Raw genomic sequence first — 19,091 nt, forward strand, 5'->3', positions numbered from 1 at the left:
AATGTTTAATTTTTTTAGTAAAAAAAGTAAAATTTCCTGGAAAATCACAATTATGTATGCTCTGATGTTTATGATGCTGCTTTTTTTTATTAATATTTCTATTTATTGTTTTCTTTCGCTATTTATAGATGGAAATATTAAAAAAAGTATTAATAACACATCTGAATTTGTGCTTTCTCAATTAAGTATTTTAGGAGATCCAATCGACTATTTTGATGCTGATATTTTACAGGAAATTAGCCGGAGTGAAGAAAATATATTTTTTAGAGCGTTGGATGGGGAAGGTAATACTAAAGCACAATCCCGCTATCTGCAGGGAATGAAAATTCCAATTAGTTCTGATATAACACAGTTTAGATCCGGTGATCGAATGCTTTCTGTTAAAACTTTTGAATTGAAAAATTTTGCATTTTCAAGAGGGTTTTTGCAGGTAGTACGAGATATAACTTTTGAAAAAAACTTTCTTGATTTTTTAATTCTTGTTTTAATGGTCGCAGCAGCAATTGGTGCTTTGATTTCAGTTTTATTAGGTTATTTAACAACCAAAAGAATGCTGTCTCCAATTAATAAGATAACAGAGACTGCCCGGGAGATTGGGTCTAGTGATTTAGGAAGACGGCTAAGTGTTAGTGGACCTGATGATGAAATAAAAAAACTTGCTTTAACTTTTAATTCTATGTTAGATCGTCTGGAACAATCTTTTAAAAAGCAGAAACAATTTGTTTCGGATGCTTCTCATGAGTTACGTACTCCTCTTTCTGTAATTAAGGGGTATGTAGATTTGCTTGATCGCTGGGGTAAGGAAAAAGAAGAAGTACGTGATGAAGCAATTCAGGCTATTAAAGCTGAAGCCGAAAATATGAAGCATCTCATGGAAAACTTATTGCTGCTGGCCCGGGCTGATGATAGTGAATTAAAAAAAGAGGAAGAAGAATTTAGTTTTAATGAGTTAATTGCAGAAATAATTAAAGAATTTCAGCTATTAGCTTCTGAAATTGAGTTTGAATTTGATGCTGCTGCTAAGATTAAACTTCTGGCTGATAAAAATTTATTCAAACAGCTGTTGAGAATATTTCTGGATAATGCAGTTAAATTTTCCAGTCAGGGTAGTAGTATAGTAATCAAATTAGATAAAATGAAAAATGATTATTTCTACTTCAGTATTGCAGATGAAGGTCCTGGAATCAAAGAAACAGACTTGCCCTATGTTTTTGATCGCTTTTATCAGGCAGATAAATCAAGAACAAGGAAAAAAGAAGGGTCTGGCTTGGGATTGGCGATTGCCAGGCAGATTGTTGATAGCTATCAAGGTAAGATTGAAGTAGAGAGTGAGCCAGGGCATGGAACAAAATTTATTATTAAATTACCATTGAAAAATTGTTAATTAACTAACTAAGTTAGTAATTATTAACTTAGCATAACCTTATATTATAGGAGTGATTTCTTTTGTCAAAGCAAGAAAACGAGGAGAAAAAAACTTTATTTTTACTTGATGGCCATAGTATTACTCACCGGGCTTTTTATGCTTTGCCACTTTTAACAAATGATCAGGGAGAATATACCAATGCTGTATTTGGCTTTATCAGGATGTTATTTTCTTTAACAGACGAATGGCAGCCTGATAGAATGATTGTTACATTTGATAAAAAGGCTCCAACTTTTAGGCATGAAGAATTTGCTGATTATAAAGCTAATCGCAAAAAAATGCCAGAAGAATTAGTACCTCAAATTCCATTATTACAGCAGACTATCAAAAAGTTGAAAATTCCGATTGTTTCAGAGGCTGGTTATGAAGCAGATGATCTTTTAGGAACTCTTTCTCAACAGGCAGCTGAACAGGGATATAAAGTATATATAGTAACTGGAGATCGGGATGCTTTACAGTTAGTTTCTCCAAATGTAAATATAATGTATACCAGAAAAGGTTTGTCTGATCTGGTTATTTATGATTTAGCTAAAGTTAAAGAAAAATATCAGCTACCCCCAGAAAAATTAATTGATATGAAAGGCCTAATGGGAGATAGCTCTGATAATATACCAGGAGTACCAGGAATTGGAGAAAAAACAGCTCTTAAACTTTTAAAACAGTTTGATTCAATGGAAGAAATTTTAGCTAATATTGACCAAGTTTCCGGGAAAAAGAGAAAAGAAAATCTGCATAAGTATTCTGAACAGGCCCGGATGAGTTACCGACTTGGCAAAATAAAACGTGATGTTCCAATTGAAATTGATTTTGAGAAATGTAAGCTTAATAAATATGATGATAATGAAGTGGCAGCTTATTTTAAAGAGTTGGGTTTTACATCATTACTTGATAGATTTGAATACCAGCTTGATTCTGCAGGGAAATCAGTTGAAGTTAAAGAATTAGATCAGGCTGAGCTGCCTGATTTAGCTGATAAAATAGCTAAAGAAAAAAGATTTGCTTTTGCTTTAAAAATGGAATCAGGCAGTCGGAACAGAGAAGCTAAAATAGAAGAGTTGGTTTTTGCTTTTGAAGATAAATCCAATTTTTCTTATCAAGTAGAGCAAAATCAGCTGCCAGATATAATAAAAGATATACTTGAAGATAGTAATTCTGAAAAATTAGTAATTGCAGCTAAAGAAGCTTCCCTGGCCTTGCTTTGTCATGGCATTAAACTAAATAATATTGTATTTGAACCATTACTTGCTTTTTATCTCCTGCAGCCTTCTTCTTCTTTACCTGAATTAGAAGATGTTATTAGTCATGAGCTGGATTTGAGTTTTGAAGAAGTTACATCAGATAAAATTTTAGCTGCAGAAGCTGCTAATTTATTTAAGCTGGCAGATAGCTTAACTGAAAATCTTAAAGCAGATAAGTTGTTTAAGCTTTATAAAGAAATTGAATTGCCTTTGATTAAAGTTTTAGCTGAAATGGAATACAATGGAGTTAAGATTGATCAAAATTGGCTGGCCCAACTTTCTGAAAAGCTTGGTAAGAGACTAGATATAATCACTGCTGAAGCACATCAGCTAGCTGATGAAGAATTTAATTTAAACTCTCCTAAGCAGTTGGGGGAGATCTTATTTGAAAAGTTAGGTCTGCCAGTAATAAAAAAAACCAAGACAGGATATTCTACTAATGCAAGTGTTTTAGAAAAATTAACCGATAAACATCCGATTATACCTTTGATTTCTGAATATCGGGAACTGGCAAAATTAAAATCTACTTATATTGATTCCCTTCCACCTTTAATTAATGAAAAAACTGCTAAAATCCATACTTCATTTAACCAAATGGTAACTGCAACAGGTCGTTTAAGCAGTACAGATCCTAATTTGCAGAACATTCCTATTCGAACTGAGGAAGGGCGAGAAATTAGAAAGGCTTTTATTCCTTCCCGCAAAGATATGGTACTGTTAGCAGTAGATTATTCACAAATTGAGCTGCGGGTCTTTGCTCATTTAAGTGGAGATGATAAATTAAAAGAAGCATTTAAAACAGGCCGTGATATTCATACTGAGACAGCCAGTGAAGTTTTTGATGTTAAGCCAGCAGATGTTTCAGCAGATTTAAGACGTCATGCAAAGGTAATTAACTTTGGAATCGCCTATGGAATGAGTTCCTATGGCCTTAGTCAAGATCTAGATATTCCAGTTGAAGAAGCACAAGCTTATATTGATAAATATTTTGAGCGTTTTAATGGTGTGAAAAAATATATGAGTGATACTATAGCTAGTGTAAAGGAAAAAGGTTATGCTGAAACGCTTTATGGTAGAAGACGCTATATTCCAGAAATAAAAAGCAAAAATTATCATAGAAGATCATTTGCTGAAAGAACTGCAATCAATACTCCTGTTCAAGGAACAGCCGCAGATATAATGAAAAAATCTATGTTAGCAGTTTATGATGCTTTAGCTGTTCAAAATTATCAAGTTAATATTTTACTGCAGGTACATGATGAATTAGTTTTTGAAGTTGCTGAACAAGATCTAGCTGAAGTTGCTAAACTTGTAAAAAAAGAAATGGAATCAGCAGCTAAACTTGATGTTCCATTAGTAGTTGATTTACAAATTGGTGAAAATTGGCGGGATAAAAAAGACTATGAGGTGAAACTATAAAAATGCCAGAACTACCAGAAGTTGAAACAGTTATTAAAGGTCTTAGACCTCTAATAACAGATAAAGTAATTACTGATGTTGAAGTAAGAGAGGCAATGATGATTGGTTATCCTGAAAAGGATGTAGAAAAGTTTAAGCAGGGAATTATTGCTACCCAAATTGAATCAGTTAAGCGGAGAGGCAAATATATAATGATTGAGCTGAATAATGGAAAACAATTGATTATTCATCTGCGTATGACTGGTAAACTATTGGTTAAAGAAGTTGAAGCATTTCGTGATAAGCATACTCATCTTATTTTTAGTCTGAATGATGGTCAGCAGATTAGATTTAATAACATTCGTAAATTTGGTAGAGTATATTTAATTGATAAAAATCACCCTGAACAAGCTGGTGGATTAGCCAAACTTGGGCCTGAACCACTTGACCAGGAACTGAGCCTGGAAGATTTCAAAAAATTATTTGTAGGCCGTCGGGGAGTTTTGAAATCACTGCTTTTAAATCAAAAATTTGTAGCAGGAATTGGTAATATATATGCTGATGAAATCCTTTTCCGGGCAGGTATTAAACCTGATCGAACAGCCGATACTTTAACTGAATTAGAAAAGGAGAAAATTTATATTAATATGAGGGAAGTTCTGGCAAAAGGAATTATTTATGGAGGAACTTCTTTTAGTGATTATGTTAACGCATTTGGAGAAAAAGGATCTTTTCAGGAAGAATTACAGGTACATCAACGTGAAGGTGAAGAATGTTATAAATGTGGAACTATAATAGAAAAAACAAAAATAAGTGGACGCTCTACCTATTATTGTCCTCAATGCCAGAAATAAAAAAGGGGGAATGAAAAATGATTATCGGCTTAACTGGAGGAATTGCTTCTGGAAAGTCAACTGCAGCTGCTTATTTAGCAGATAAAGGCGCAAAGATAATTGATGCTGATCAGATATCACATCAAATTACAGCAGCTAACAAGCAGGGATGGCGTTTAATTGTCAAAGAATTTGGCAAGAGCATTTTGCAGGATAATGGTGAGCTTAATCGAAATAAATTAGGCGAAATTGTGTTTAGTAACCCAGCTAAAAGAAAAAAATTAGAAGCTCTTCTCCATCCTTTAATAACTTATGAAATGAAAGAACAAGCTTTTCAATTTTTAAATGAAGATGAAATAGTAATTTTTATGGCTCCACTGCTTTTTGAAACAGGACTGGACAAATTTTGTGATCAAACATGGCTGATTAGCAGTAATAAAGACCAGCAGATTAAACGTATGCAAAAAAGAGATAGTTATACTGTTGCAGAAGCAGAACAAAGGATCTCTGCACAGCTTGATCTTACTGCTAAAGAAGAAAAAGCTGATTTGATTATTGAAAACAATCAAGATCTAAATAGTTTTAAGACAGAGTTAGATCAAGCCTGGCAGAGAATATTAAAAGGAGTTGACAAAAAGTTGATTAGAATTGCACTAATTGCTCATGATGAGAAAAAGGAAGATATGATTAAATTTGCCCTTAAACATAAAAATATTTTAGCAAAAATGAGATTAATAGCTACTGGAACAACTGGCCAGCGCTTAATTGATGAGACTGGCTTAGAAGTAGAGAGGATGGCCTCTGGTCCGATTGGAGGAGATCAAATGATTGGTGCTGAAATAGCAAAAGATAGATTAAATGGAGTTATATTTCTGCGAGATCCGTTGACTGCTCAGCCCCATGAACCTGATGTTAGTGCACTGTTAAGGTTATGCGATGTTCACCAGATTCCCCTGGCTACAAATTTGTCTACAGCTGAAATGATTATTCATTCACTAGCTAAAAAGAATCAAGCCTAAAACTTGCCAGGAGGGAAAGAGATTGTTTTTGAAAAAATTCTTTTCTAATAAAATACTTATATTCTGCTGTTTTATTCTATTAGTTCTTTTACTAAATAATAATTTTGATTTTTGGACTTTGCGACGTAACTTTGAGCCGATTAAATATCAAAATTTAATTAAAAAATATGCAGAGCAAAATCAGCTTGATTATAATTTGCTGGCAGCTTTAATTTATGTAGAAAGCAGGTTTGATAATGAATCTATTTCTGCTAAGGGAGCTGTAGGATTAATGCAGTTAATGCCAGAAACTGCTAATTGGGTAGCAGAAAATTTGGCACAAGAAACTTTTAATCTATCTGATTTAAAAGATCCTGAACAGAATATTAAGTTTGGTAGTTGGTATTTCTCTTATCTTTTACAAAAATTTGATTTCAATTTAGTTAAAACTTTAGCAGCCTATAATGCTGGAGAAAGGAATGTTAATAAATGGATCGTCTCAGGTTGGGATGGTAAACTAACCAATGAGCTACCTTTTGCCGAAACAGATGATTTTGTGAGAAGAGTACTGGCTACTCGGGATTATTACCATAATTTTAAACTCAATTCTATTAATTCAAATTTGTTTTCTGAAAGTCCAGCGAATTCTTTTTGGACTCAAAAAATTAGTAATGAATAACAGTATACATTAGCTTTAACTTGATTTTTCAAAAGAATAATTATATAATTTATAATAGTAAAGTAAATTTATAGCAAGTTATTTTTTCTTTTTGTAGGGAGGTGTAAACTTAATCCAAAATTTCAGGATTTAAGTAATTATATAAGTAGCTAGTAAATAGTTTAATAACAATTCAAGGAGGGAATTTCGAGTATGAAAAGAAGTTTAGTTTTTTTATTCACACTATTTTTAGTAATTTCATTATTTTCAGTAGCTGGTGCTCAGGATGTTAATAATCCTGATACGATGGTAGAAGTTAACATGGGAACAATCAACAGTCTTGATCCCCATTTTCAATATGATACAGCTAGTGCAGAAGTAGTAGATAATGTTTATGAAAATTTAATTATGTTTGATAAAGGTGATATTAATACCTTTCTGCCTTTACTGGCCACTGAAGTGCCAACTAAAGAAAATAATTTAATCAGAGATAATGGTACTACTTATGAATTTCCAATCAGGGAAGGAGTTACTTTTCAGAATGGTAATCCTTTAACTCCTGAAGATGTTAAATATAGTTTTTTAAGAGCTTTAATTCAGGATCGTGATGGTGGACCAGTCTGGATGATTTATGAACCATTATTCCAAAAAGGTTCTCTAGGTGGAGTTGTTAAAGAAGTTTTAGGAGAAGAAAAAAATCCTAAAGATTTAACAGCTGCAGAGTCTGAAGAAGTTTATGCTTATTTAGAAAAAGCAATTGAAGTTACAGATAATAGTGTGATTTTTCATTTGCCAAAAGCTTATCCACCATTTTTAAGTATTATTGTTAAAGGTAATGGTCTGGGAGCTATTCTAGATAAAGAGTGGACTATTGCTCAAGGAGGTTGGGATGGTCAAGCTGATTCTATAGCTAAATATACTAATCCAACTAAAGAAGAGGATCCATTATTCTCTACTATGAATGGTACAGGACCTTATCAATTGGTAGAATGGGTTAATGGAGAAGAAATTGTTATGAGTAGAAATGATAATTACTGGCGTGAACCTGCTTCTATTAAAAAAGTAATTATTAAATTAGTTAACGAATGGTCAACTCGTAAATTAATGTTACAACGTGGAGATGCAGATATTGTTTATGTTGATAAACAGTATTTAAGCCAGGTTGAAAATATGGATGGAGTTAAAGTAATTACTGGTCTGCCTAATATTTATATGGGTGTTGGCCTGATGAATTATAATATTGTAACAGAGGGAAATCCTGATGTCCATAGTGGCAAACTTGATGGAAATGGAATTCCAGGTAATTTCTTTAGTGATATTGATGTAAGAAAAGGTTTTTTATATTCAATGAACTATGATGCCTTTGTTAATGATGTTCTTGAAGGTGATGGACAACAGGGCAAGGGTCCAATTCCTGAACCATTAATGGGTTATCAACCTGATTCTATGACCTATAATTTTGATCTTGATAAAGCAAAAGAGCACTTTGAAAAAGCTTTTGGTGGTGAATTATGGGATAAAGGATTTGAACTTACAATTCTTTATAATACAGGTAATGATGTTCGTAAAAGTGCTGCCGATATGATTAAATACTATGTTGAACAGATCAATCCTAAATTTAAAATTAATGTACGTGGTATTCAATGGGCTTCTTATCTAGATAAATTAATTGCTCATAAATTCACTTTAGGATTTATTGCCTGGGGTGCAGATTATGCTGACCCTCATAACTTTGTAGTTCCTTTTGTAAGCAGTGATGGAACTTATGGTGGTTTTAAAGGTGAAGATTATGCTAAGTTTGCTCAAAAGAATGTAGATCCTTTAATTGAGAAAGGTATTTCTTCTACTGATCCTGCTGAGCGGGAAGATATCTACCGTCAGATTCAAAAACAGGCTTATGATAATGCTACAGACATATATCTCTATCAGCCAACAGCTCAGGTTATTATGAGAGACTGGGTTAAAGGATGGTACTATGATCCAATTAGAGACCCAGGTCAATATTTCTATGACTTATCTAAATAAATTATTATTAAAAAATAATAATTAGTTAATAAATATCTGGGGGGATATTTTGCCCTCCAGATATGTTATGTTTATATAATTAAAAGTTGGAAAGGATGAAGTTAGAGGATGATTGCTTATATTATAAGACGTTTACTGATACTTCCAGTAATCCTCTTTGGAGTCAGTTTGTTAATTTTTTCGATGATAATGATGTTGGGACCTTACCAGAGGTTAAGTACTTATATCACTGATCCTGCTCAACTAAAAGGGGTAGATGATGTAGAATTACTAATTGCAAAATATGGACTTGATGATCCCTGGTATCAGCAGTATGGACGCTGGATAGGAGGAGTTTTAACAGGTGACTTTGGCTGGTCAGAATCAGCCGGTGCACCAGTAACGAAGGCTATAGCAGAAAGATTTCCTGCCACTATTGAACTTGCCTTATTATCTTTAATTCCAGTTATTCTGGGTGGGGTAGTTCTCGGGGTAATTTCGGCGGTACATCATAATAAGATAATTGATCATACAATCAGGATTTTTGCTGTGATTGGCTGGTCATTCCCATCATTTGTATTTGGGTTACTTGTTTTAATGATTTTTTATGGTGTTTTAGGCTGGCTTCCGCCAGGTAGACTTTCAAACTGGGCTACAGAAATAGTTCGTTCAGCAGATTTTATAAATTATACTGGTCTTTATATTTTAGATGGAATTTTAAATCTTAATTTTTCAATTGTTTTAGATGCGATTAGACATTTAATTGCTCCAGTAATCACTATTTCTATCTTATGGTGGGCTTTTATATTAAGAATAACACGTTCCAATATGCTTGAAACTTTGCGTAAGGATTATATCCGGACAGCAAGAGCAAAAGGTTTGGCTGATAATATTGTCGTTTATAAACATGCAGTCAGAAATGCCTTAATTCCTGTAGTTACAGTTGCTGGTCAAATGGTACTTGGGCTGGCAGGTGGTCTGGTTATTGTAGAAAGTATTTTTAATATAAGAGGCTTAGGACAATTTATGGCAAATGCTGCCCAACAACTTGATTATCCTGGTGTGCTTGGTGGGGCATTATATTTCGGATTCCTACTTATTTTAATTAATCTGTTGGTGGATGTTTCTTATGCTGTAATTGATCCCAGAATTAGATTGGAGTGATGGTTGAGTGGAATGGCAAGAAGTTTTAAAAAGATTAATTCAAAATAAAATATCATTACTTGGTATTTTAATAATATTGTTCTTTGTTATCCTGGCTGTTTTTGCACCTTTTATAGCACCACCTAGAGATGCTGATGAACCTTACATGATTCCTAGAGCTGGTTGGACTATTGAACCACAGGCTCCTAGTAATGAGCATATTTTTGGTACAACAGAAAGTCAATATGATATTTTTTATGGCATAGTGTGGGGAACAAGAACTGCCTTTAGAATTGGGTTAATAGTTGTAGGAATAAGTAGTAGTTTTGGCATTATTTTAGGAACAATTGCTGCTTATTATGGCGGCTGGATTGATGAACTTTTAATGCGGATTACTGATATTTTTATGTCTATCCCGTTTATTATTGCTACAATTGTTTTAGTTACAATTTTGGGTCAGGGAATAACTAATGTAATGATTGCATTGATTACCTTTAGTTGGATGAGTACTGCTCGTTTAATGAGATCACAGGTTCTATCAGTTAAAGAAGATGAATTTGTTCAGGCCGCGATTGCTTTAGGAGCTAATGATTTCCGGATTATTTTCCGCCATATTATTTTAAACACAATCTTTCCGGTAGTTATTCAAGCTTCAATGAGAATGGGGTCGATGGTTATCACTGCTTCTACCCTGAGTTTCTTGGGAGTAGGAGCTCCAGAAGGTTATGCTGACTGGGGACAGATGATTTCTTTTGCCAGAAATTGGATTTTAGGTATTGAAGGTGATCCTCTTCACTACTGGTATACACTTGTAATTCCGGGTATCGCAATAACTTTATTTTGTTTATCCTGGAATTTAATCGGTGATGCCTTTCGTGACATTCTGGATCCTAAATTAAATTAATATATATTTATGAAAAGCCAAAAAGGTAGGTGGAATTTTTGAGTAAAGAAGCATTAGTAGAAGTAAAGAACTTACAAACTTACTTTTATACAGAAGAAGGTGTAGTTAAGGCTGTAGATGGTGTTGATTACGAGATTTATCCTGGTGAAACATTGGGAATTGTTGGAGAATCTGGTTGTGGAAAAAGTGTAACTTCCCTTTCAATTATGCGTCTGGTAGAATCACCTCCAGGTAAAATTGAAGGAGGAGTGATTAACTTTCAGGGTAAAGATTTAACCAAATTGTCCGAAAAAGAAATGCGTAAAATTAGAGGTAATGATATTTCGATGATCTTCCAGGAACCAATGACTTCCTTAAATCCTGTTTATACAGTTGGAGATCAGATAATAGAAGCAATTATGCTGCATAAAGGAGTTAAGCGTAAAGAAGCACGTCAGCAAGCCATAGAAATGCTGCAGAAAGTAGGAATACCGCTGCCAGAACAAAGAGTAGACGAATACCCTCATCAGCTTTCTGGTGGAATGAGACAGCGGGTTATGATAGCTATGGCCTTAAGCTGTGATCCTCAACTTCTAATAGCCGATGAACCAACAACTGCGCTTGATGTAACAATTCAGGCTCAGATTTTAGAATTGATGAATTCACTTAAAGAAAGCTATGGAATGGCAATTATGATGATTACCCATGACCTGGGAGTAATTGCAGAAGTATCAGATCGGGTAGCAGTAATGTATGCTGGTAAAGTAGTAGAATATACAGACGTAGATTCTCTATTTGAAGATCCAAAACATCCTTATACCTGGGGATTAATGAATTCAATCCCAAAACTAGATAAAGATGTAGAACGTCTGGAAGCAATTCCAGGTAGTGTACCATCTCCACTAAATTTTCCAGAAGGATGTAAATTCAATACCCGGTGTCCACTGGCAGAGGGTAAATGTTTTACAGACGAACCAGAACTAATAGATGCAGAAGCAGGCCATAAAGTACGCTGCTGGAGATATAAAGATCTCGAAGATATCAAAGCCAGAGGAGAAAGAATCTATGCAGACCAGGGGGTAAAAGAATAATGGCAGAAAATTTATTAGAAGTAAAAAACTTAAAAAAATATTTTCCTGTTAAAGCAGGAGTATTTAAAAGGACAGTTGCTCATGTTAAAGCAGTAGATGACATTTCTTTTGCTGTAAAACAGGGAGAAACCCTTGGTTTGGTAGGAGAATCAGGCTGTGGTAAGTCAACAACAGGTAGAACTATCCTGCGTTTATTAGAAGCAACTGAGGGAGAAGTAGTTTTTGAAGGTAAAAATATTATGGAACTTGATAAAAATGAGATGCGTGCTATTAGAAGAGATATGCAGATAATTTTTCAGGATCCATATGCTTCTTTAAATCCCCGTATGACAGTAGCAGATATAGTAGGAGAACCAATTGATATTCATAAATTAGCTAAAAACAAAAAAGAACGCAATCAAAAGGTAGAAGAAATATTAGAAAATGTTGGTCTGGGAGCAGAATATATGAACCGTTATCCACATGAATTCTCAGGTGGACAGAGACAGAGAATAGGGGTAGCCAGAGCATTAGCAGTTGATCCTAAGTTAATTATTGCAGATGAACCAGTTTCAGCCCTTGATGTATCAGTGCAGGCTCAGGTAGTTAATCTGCTGCAGGATTTACAGCAGGAATATGGTTTAACCTATCTTTTTATAGCACATGATTTAAGTGTAGTTAAACATATTAGTGATCGGGTAGCAGTAATGTATCTGGGTAAAATAGTTGAGTTAACAGATAAAAAAGAACTCTATGATAATCCGCTACATCCCTATACCCAGTCTTTACTATCAGCAATTCCGGAAGCAGATCCAAAAAAGAAAAAAGATCGGATCGTTTTAGAAGGAGATGTGCCGAGTCCAGTTGATCCACCCTCTGGCTGCCGTTTCCATCCCAGATGTCCAAAAGCTTTTGATCTATGTCCGGTTAAAGAGCCAGAATTTAAAGAGTATGGTGATGGCCACTTCGCTGCCTGTCATCTACTGGAAAAAGAATAAATTCAGGCTATAAATATAATTGGCATTAACCCTGTATTAATTTAAATTAATACAGGGGTTTTTTCTATAAATAATTATCTATTTGTAAAATTAAACTGAGAGGAGTTAACAGTAATTAAAATGAAAAAAATTAAATTTGTTTTAACTCTTACTTTATTAATTTTAATATTTAGTATTAATTGTTTTGCAGCAGAAAATTTACAAATATTTCTTCCATTACAAGCTTATAATTTAAATCCTATTTTTGCACAGGATAAATTTTCTCGTCAAATAACAGAACAAATTTTTGAAAATCTGCTTACCTATAATTCAGCTGGTGAATTAGTTGGAGAACTTGCTAAAAGTTGGCAGATAAAATTAGATGGTAAGCTTTTGGAATTTGAGCTTAAACCAGATATATATTTCCAGAAAGAATATAGAAATGGGATTAAAACTTTCAACAAGGGAAGAGAAATTACTGCTCAAGATTGGAAATGGTCTTTTGAGTATCTGGCATCTCCAGTAAACAAATCTCCTTTTACTACTTTACTTGCTCCAATTAAGGGATACCAAGAATATCATTCCGGAATAAATTCTGAAATTGATGGTATAAAAGTCATTGATAAGTATCATTTGGCAATAGAATTAAATAAATCGCAAAGTAGTTTTTTATATAATCTGGCAGATTCAGCAGCAGTTGTTTTACCAAAAGAAGATGTAAAAAAAGATGATTTTTTATTTTATCCGGTTGGAAGCGGACCATTTTATTTAGCTAGCAATACTAAAAATAAGATTAGTTTGAAAAAAAATGATAATTATTGGGAGCATAATGGTCAGCAGCAATTACCTTTAATTAAAGAACTGAACTTTAAAATTATTTCTAAAAAAAAGCCTCTGACTGAATTTGATCAGCAAGCCAATATTTTGTTATCAGCAGCAGTAGTTGAATCAGGAGGCCAGATTAATACTGAAAGCTATCAATTATTAAAAAAACCTGGTAATTATCTTTATACTTATGTATTGACTTTTAATAATTTAACTAGTTTTTCGAACTCAGAACTCTCTGAATTAAGAATGGCCTTTCAATATTTATTTACTCAGATTAATACTGCTGATTTAGATTTAAAAAATTATTTGACATCAGATAACTTTAAACAATTTTTTATTAAACCAGCTGATTTATATGTTGGCCAGGAACCTGCCAGATTTGAACCAGTTTTAACTAAACTTTCCCGACAGAATAAAAGTTTAATAATGAAAATTAATAATAATCCATTTAATTTTAAAATAGCAAAATTTATCCAGAGTAAATTACAGCAAGCTGGAATTAAACTTGTAATAAAAGCTAACAGTTGGCCAGAACAGCTAAATTATGCTGAACAAGTTAAAACAAGTGATATTTACTTATATAATTATTCACTTAATAATAAACATTTATTTTTACAGCAGCTAGCTGACTTTAATCAGTTTAGTAATCAGTCAAATTTCAATCAAGATAGATTTACTAATTTACTTGCTTATCGGGAGTTGGAAAATTCTGCTTCAAAACGAGATCAGGCTTACCAAAGGATTTTAAAAATAGTTAATAATGATTTAAATATTTATTTTTTACAGCAGGCAGATCCTTATTACGCAAATAATGAATTAAGTAATTCTCAAATTTTTAAAAATAGATTCTTAGCTAATCAATATAAATATCTTAGCCTTGATTTTATTCAATAAATTTATTAAAAGCAGAGCTTTAATCTACTACTTTTTCTGCAGGCTGGAATAATGAAATGCATTTCATTATTTGCAGCCTATTTTCATTTTACAAATATCAGAAAATTAGCTAAAAAAGCTTAATTTGAGTAAATTTATTTATTTAAGAGTTTTTAATCAAGAAAAACCACTTTTAACACTATAAAACATCAAAAACCTTAATTATTCAGCTAATTATCAAAAAATTTTATTTATTTGCAGGAAATTTATTTCTGATATTGAATATATTAAATAAGTGAAATGGATTTCATTATTAACAGGGAGCGAGTATTATGGATGTTACAATGAAAGATGTAGCAAAATTAGCAGGTGTTTCATTAAGTACTGTGTCTCGAGTTTTAAATGATAGTTCTTTAGTTAGAGAAGAAACTGCTCATAAAGTAAAAAAAGCAGTTAAAAAATTGGACTATCAAATTAATGATTCAGCTCGAATATTACGAACTAATACCAGCAATCTTATTGGAGTAATTGGAGCAGGTATGGAAAGGCCTTTTCTGGCAAATCTTTTAAAAGGAATTGAAGCTGAAGCCAGAGAGAAGGGATTTGCCTTAATTTATGGTGACTCTGATGGAGAATTTGAAAAGGAACAAAATTATCTTAATATTATGAAGCAAAAAAAAATTGACGGAATAATCTTAATAACTACAAATTATTATAATGATCTTTTGAATATAGTTAAAAATTATCAAATTCCAGTTGTTTTTGCTTCAGGCTATATTAGTGATCCAGAAATACCATGTGTAACTGTTGATAATGTTGCTGCTGCCTATGATGTAGTTGATTATTTAACTAGAGCAGGTCATAAGGAAATTGCTTTTATTAAGGGGCCGGATCTTGATTTATTAGCTAGTCAGGAAAGACTAAGGGGTGTAAAGCTTGCTTTGCGAATTGCTCAGCTACCTTATAATTCAGGACGTTTTATTGAAGGTGATTTTACTTTTGAAAGTGGTTACTCAGCAGCAGAAAAAATTATGCGTAAGTTTCCTAAGATTACAGCTATTTTTGCCTTTAATGATGAAATGGCAGTTGGTGCAATTCGCTATCTTAAAGAAAATGGTTATCAAATTCCAGATGATATTGCAGTAGTTGGTTTTGATGGAATTGAGCTCGGTAAATATACTCTGCCAACTTTAACGACAATTGAACAATCAGGTTATCAATTAGGTTTAAAAAGTATTGAATTGCTGGATAAAATTATAGCAGAAGAAGAACTTGAGGATAATAAAGTCTTTATACCACATAAACTTGTGGTTAGAGAAAGTATAAATAAACTCAGTGCTAAAGAATTAGCATCAATCAAAAATAAGGAGGTGTTAGTAACCAATAATTAACCGGGATTTTGCTTTAAATAAATAAACAATTTTGAGGAGGAGAATTAATAATGAAGAAATATTTAGCTTTATTTTTATCTTTAGTTTTTATTTTATCTTTTGCTACAGCTGGTTTAGCACAGGATAAAGCAGAAATAACTCTGGCTGCTGGTAATGTAGGTAAAGAGCTTCAATTTGCTAAAGAAGCTGCTCAAACTTACATGGATGAGCATCCTGATGTTAAGGTAAATGTACTAACTACTCCAGATTTATCGAATGATAGATTAGGACTTTATTTACAGTTTCTGGAAGCTGAAAGTCCTAAAGTTGATGTTTATCAGGTAGATGTTATCTGGCCTGGCGATTTAGCTCATCATTTTCTAGATTTAAATAAATACGGAGCAAAAGAAGTGGCTGATCAACATTTTCAGGAAATAGTGCAGAATAATACTGTAGATGGAAAATTAGTTGCTCTTCCCTGGTTTACTGATGCTGGTCTTCTATATTATAGAAAAGATTTATTAGAAAAGTATGATCGTGAAGTTCCTAAAACATGGCAGGAATTAACTGATACTGCTAAATATATTATGGAAAAAGAGCGAGAAGCAGGAAATCCTGATTTTTATGGTTATGTATGGCAGGGAGATGCTTATGAAGGACTTACCTGTGATGCATTAGAGTGGGTTTTCTCTAATGGTGGAGGAGCAATTGTAAACAATGATAAAAAAGTAAGTATTAATAATGAAAAAGCTATTGCTGCAATTCAAATGGCAGCTGACTGGATTGGCGATATTTCTCCGACAGGTGTCACTGGAATGGCAGAAGAAGATGCCCGGAAAATGTTTGAAGCTGGTAACGCATTATTTATGCGTAATTGGCCTTATGCCTATTCAACTGGTAACTCAGAGACTAGTCAGATTAAGGGTAAATTTGATGTAGCTCCTTTACCAGCTGGTGATAGCGGTCATTCTGCTGCAACACTTGGTGGCTGGAATCTAGCAGTTAGTAAATATAGTGAACATCCTCAAGTAGCAGCAGATTTCGCCTTGTTTTTAGCTGGTCCAAGAATGCAGAAAAAACGTGCGTTAATGACCTCTTCTAATCCTACAATTAAATCATTATATGATGATCAAGATATTTTAGATGCTTATCCATTTATGGGTAATTTATATGACGTATTTACAAATACAGTAGCTAGACCATCTACTCCTACTGCTCCTAAATATAATCAGGTTTCCGAAGTTTTTTATCAGGCTGTTCACTCTGTTTTAACAGGTGAAAGTGATGCAGAAACAGCTGTTCAATATATGGAACTTGATCTGCAGGATCTATTAGGATATGAATCTGGTGACCCAAGACAACCTTAGTTGATGGATTAGTATTTAACAATGCTTAGAAAGAGAGAAGGACCGTTCTGGTCCTTCTCTAATTTATCAAATAGAGGAGGTTTAGGTAATGGCAAAGCAAAAAATGTCAAAATTAGCTAAATCAGAAGAAAAACTTGCTTTAAAATTATTAATTCCAACATTTATTATTTTATTAGTCATTGCTCTTTATCCACTAGGTCAGGTATTTTATACTAGTTTTACTAATAGAACTTTTGCTGGAACAGGTACTACAGAATTTGTGGGCCTGGCAAACTATCAAAGATTATTAAAAATGACAATAAAAGAACTACCACCTGTAATTGATGAACAAACAGGACAACAAAAAATTGATGAAGAAACAGGTCAGCCAGTATTTGAACACCCAATTCGGGTTTTACCACGGCGGCCTAATTTATATCGACCGGTATATAATTTTAAATTAGCAGGACATAAATATGTAATTGGCGCGATAACTCCTGATTTTATTCGAGCTGTGATTAATACAATTATCTTCACAGTGTTTTCTGTTTTACTAGAAACAATTTTAGGACTTGGAGTGGCTTTAGTTGTTAATAGTGAATTTAAAGGTAGAGGAGTAATGAGAGCTGTAATGCTGGTTCCATGGGCTGTAATTACTGTTGTTTCAGCTAAAATGTGGGAGTGGATGTTTCAACCAACTAGAGCAGGCTTATTTAATATGCTTTTGAATAAAGCTGGCCTGGGAAGTGGTAATTTTTCCTTTTTAACTAATCCTACTCTGCAAATGCCGGCGATCATAGCAGTTGATGTTTGGAAAACAACTCCGTTTATGGCACTTTTGCTTTTAGCAGGCTTACAGCTAATTCCGAATGAATTATATGAAGCAGCAGAAGTGGATGGGGCAAGTAAAATCAGACAATTTTTAACAATTACCTTACCTCTACTGAAACCATCAGTTGCAGTAGCGCTTATCTTCCGTACACTTGATTCACTAAGAGTGTTTGATGTTTTTCAGGTTATGCTTGCTCAGAAAAGATATTCCATGGCTAGTTTTAATTATTTTCAGCTTATTTCAGCTCGAGAAATGGGTATGGCATCTGCAATTGGGGTTATAATCTTTATTTTAATTTTTATTTTTGCAATTATTTATATGAAATCATTAGGAGTTGATACAGAATGAGCAGAGAACAGCAAAAAATTATTAAAAAGATACTATTTTATTTTGTGCTGGCAGTAATAGTTGTCTATTTACTATTTCCATTCTATTGGGCTGTCAATTCTTCTTTGAAGTCTCAGGCTCAATTGGCTATGACTCCAGCTACTTTATTGCCTCGTGATCCTGATACAGGTAATATATCATTTTTTACTAGAAATTATTTTGCCATCTTTAAAAATGGTCAGTTTTTACGTGGCTTATTTAATAGTACAATTGTAGCAACTTCGACTACCATTTTATCATTGTTGGTTGGCTCTTTTGCAGCTTTTGCTCTGGGTAAATTACGTTTTCGAGGAAAAGCACCTTCACTTTATGTTATTTTAGCAATGACTATGTTTCCACAAGTAACAGTATTATCTGGCTTATATGCAGTTATCAATGCACTTAATTTAAGTGCTCGTTTTAGTATGATATTTACTTATATGCTTTTTACTTTACCCTTTACAACTTGGGTTTTAACTTCTTTTTTCAAGGATTTGCCAAAAGAAATAATGCAATCTGCCCAGGTAGATGGAGCAACTCCCTTTCAAACATTTTATTTGATATTGCTTCCTTTAACCGCTCCAGCTCTAGTAACTACTGGTCTTTTAGCTTTTATTCAGGCCTGGAATGAATATTTATTTGCACTTACTTTTACTTCAATTGATGTTAGTGCCCGCACTGTCCCAGTTGCTATTCAATATTTTTCTGGAGAATTTGCCCGTCAGGAACCTTTTGGAGAAATAATGGCTGCTGCTGTTGTAGTAACAATTCCCATAGTAATCCTTGTCTTAATCTTCCAGAAACGTATTGTAGCGGGTTTAACAGCTGGTGCAGTAAAGGGGTAAATA

General features: G+C 33.4%; 15 protein-coding genes. All 15 read left to right on the top strand.

Annotated elements, in window-relative coordinates; genetic code table 11:
* The first annotated feature begins 1 nt into the window (after position 1).
* Positions 2-1,384 carry a sensor histidine kinase gene (locus tag BMZ74_RS04550; protein ID WP_089860413.1) on the top strand — a complete coding sequence of 461 codons (1,383 nt, stop codon included), beginning with the start codon at positions 2-4 and terminating at the stop codon, positions 1,382-1,384.
* A 62-nt stretch (positions 1,385-1,446) separates the two neighbouring features.
* Positions 1,447-4,083 carry a DNA polymerase I gene (gene polA, locus BMZ74_RS04555; RefSeq protein ID WP_089860416.1) on the top strand — a complete coding sequence of 879 codons (2,637 nt, stop codon included), beginning with the start codon at positions 1,447-1,449 and terminating at the stop codon, positions 4,081-4,083.
* 2 nt (positions 4,084-4,085) lie between these two features.
* Positions 4,086-4,916: a bifunctional DNA-formamidopyrimidine glycosylase/DNA-(apurinic or apyrimidinic site) lyase gene (gene mutM / locus BMZ74_RS04560; RefSeq protein ID WP_089860419.1), complete on the top strand. Its 831-nt coding sequence runs from the start codon at positions 4,086-4,088 to the stop codon at positions 4,914-4,916.
* A 17-nt stretch (positions 4,917-4,933) separates the two neighbouring features.
* On the top strand, positions 4,934-5,914 hold the full coding sequence (coaE, locus tag BMZ74_RS04565; RefSeq protein WP_089860422.1) for a dephospho-CoA kinase: 981 nt from the start codon (positions 4,934-4,936) through the stop codon (positions 5,912-5,914).
* Positions 5,915-5,936: 22 nt separating this feature from the next.
* A complete protein-coding gene (locus BMZ74_RS04570; RefSeq protein WP_245750816.1) occupies positions 5,937-6,572 on the top strand; it encodes a lytic transglycosylase domain-containing protein in 636 nt (211 codons plus the stop codon).
* A 192-nt stretch (positions 6,573-6,764) separates the two neighbouring features.
* Complete coding sequence (locus tag BMZ74_RS04575; protein ID WP_089860425.1) at positions 6,765-8,576, top strand: ABC transporter substrate-binding protein; 1,812 nt, start codon at positions 6,765-6,767, stop codon at positions 8,574-8,576.
* 108 nt (positions 8,577-8,684) lie between these two features.
* Entirely contained in the window at positions 8,685-9,719 is a 1,035-nt protein-coding gene (locus tag BMZ74_RS04580) for an ABC transporter permease (RefSeq protein ID WP_089860428.1), read from the top strand.
* A 7-nt stretch (positions 9,720-9,726) separates the two neighbouring features.
* A complete protein-coding gene (locus BMZ74_RS04585) occupies positions 9,727-10,602 on the top strand; it encodes an ABC transporter permease (protein WP_089860431.1) in 876 nt (291 codons plus the stop codon).
* A 38-nt stretch (positions 10,603-10,640) separates the two neighbouring features.
* Positions 10,641-11,672, top strand: a complete 1,032-nt coding sequence (locus tag BMZ74_RS04590) for an ABC transporter ATP-binding protein (RefSeq protein ID WP_089860434.1) — start codon at positions 10,641-10,643, stop codon at positions 11,670-11,672.
* Complete coding sequence (locus tag BMZ74_RS04595) at positions 11,672-12,649, top strand: ABC transporter ATP-binding protein (protein WP_089860437.1); 978 nt, start codon at positions 11,672-11,674, stop codon at positions 12,647-12,649. The genes BMZ74_RS04590 and BMZ74_RS04595 overlap by 1 nt, the downstream gene beginning before the upstream one ends.
* A gap of 120 nt (positions 12,650-12,769) precedes the next feature.
* A complete protein-coding gene (locus BMZ74_RS04600) occupies positions 12,770-14,350 on the top strand; it encodes an ABC transporter substrate-binding protein (RefSeq protein WP_089860440.1) in 1,581 nt (526 codons plus the stop codon).
* A gap of 311 nt (positions 14,351-14,661) precedes the next feature.
* Complete coding sequence (locus BMZ74_RS04605; protein WP_089860443.1) at positions 14,662-15,720, top strand: LacI family DNA-binding transcriptional regulator; 1,059 nt, start codon at positions 14,662-14,664, stop codon at positions 15,718-15,720.
* Positions 15,721-15,770: 50 nt separating this feature from the next.
* Positions 15,771-17,066: an ABC transporter substrate-binding protein gene (locus tag BMZ74_RS04610; protein WP_089860446.1), complete on the top strand. Its 1,296-nt coding sequence runs from the start codon at positions 15,771-15,773 to the stop codon at positions 17,064-17,066.
* Between the two features lie 88 nt (positions 17,067-17,154).
* Entirely contained in the window at positions 17,155-18,225 is a 1,071-nt protein-coding gene (locus tag BMZ74_RS04615) for a carbohydrate ABC transporter permease (RefSeq protein WP_089860449.1), read from the top strand.
* Positions 18,222-19,088, top strand: coding sequence for a carbohydrate ABC transporter permease (locus tag BMZ74_RS04620; RefSeq protein WP_089860452.1), 867 nt, complete (start codon positions 18,222-18,224; stop codon positions 19,086-19,088). The genes BMZ74_RS04615 and BMZ74_RS04620 overlap by 4 nt, the downstream gene beginning before the upstream one ends.
* Positions 19,089-19,091: the final 3 nt, after the last annotated feature.

It is taken from the genome of Halanaerobium salsuginis, assembly GCF_900114545.1.
Classification (GTDB): Bacteria; Bacillota; Halanaerobiia; order Halanaerobiales; family Halanaerobiaceae; genus Halanaerobium; species Halanaerobium salsuginis.

What these genes read in the sequence shown, in the direction of transcription:
- BMZ74_RS04615 (WP_089860449.1), top strand. Translation starts at nt 17,155, where the DNA reads ATGGCAAAGCAAAAAATGTCAAAATTAGCTAAATCAGAAGAAAAACTT.
- coaE (WP_089860422.1), top strand. Translation starts at nt 4,934, where the DNA reads ATGATTATCGGCTTAACTGGAGGAATTGCTTCTGGAAAGTCAACTGCA.
- BMZ74_RS04620 (WP_089860452.1), top strand. Translation starts at nt 18,222, where the DNA reads ATGAGCAGAGAACAGCAAAAAATTATTAAAAAGATACTATTTTATTTT.
- BMZ74_RS04580 (WP_089860428.1), top strand. Translation starts at nt 8,685, where the DNA reads ATGATTGCTTATATTATAAGACGTTTACTGATACTTCCAGTAATCCTC.
- BMZ74_RS04595 (WP_089860437.1), top strand. Translation starts at nt 11,672, where the DNA reads ATGGCAGAAAATTTATTAGAAGTAAAAAACTTAAAAAAATATTTTCCT.
- BMZ74_RS04610 (WP_089860446.1), top strand. Translation starts at nt 15,771, where the DNA reads ATGAAGAAATATTTAGCTTTATTTTTATCTTTAGTTTTTATTTTATCT.
- BMZ74_RS04605 (WP_089860443.1), top strand. Translation starts at nt 14,662, where the DNA reads ATGGATGTTACAATGAAAGATGTAGCAAAATTAGCAGGTGTTTCATTA.
- BMZ74_RS04575 (WP_089860425.1), top strand. Translation starts at nt 6,765, where the DNA reads ATGAAAAGAAGTTTAGTTTTTTTATTCACACTATTTTTAGTAATTTCA.
- BMZ74_RS04600 (WP_089860440.1), top strand. Translation starts at nt 12,770, where the DNA reads ATGAAAAAAATTAAATTTGTTTTAACTCTTACTTTATTAATTTTAATA.
- BMZ74_RS04550 (WP_089860413.1), top strand. Translation starts at nt 2, where the DNA reads ATGTTTAATTTTTTTAGTAAAAAAAGTAAAATTTCCTGGAAAATCACA.
- mutM (WP_089860419.1), top strand. Translation starts at nt 4,086, where the DNA reads ATGCCAGAACTACCAGAAGTTGAAACAGTTATTAAAGGTCTTAGACCT.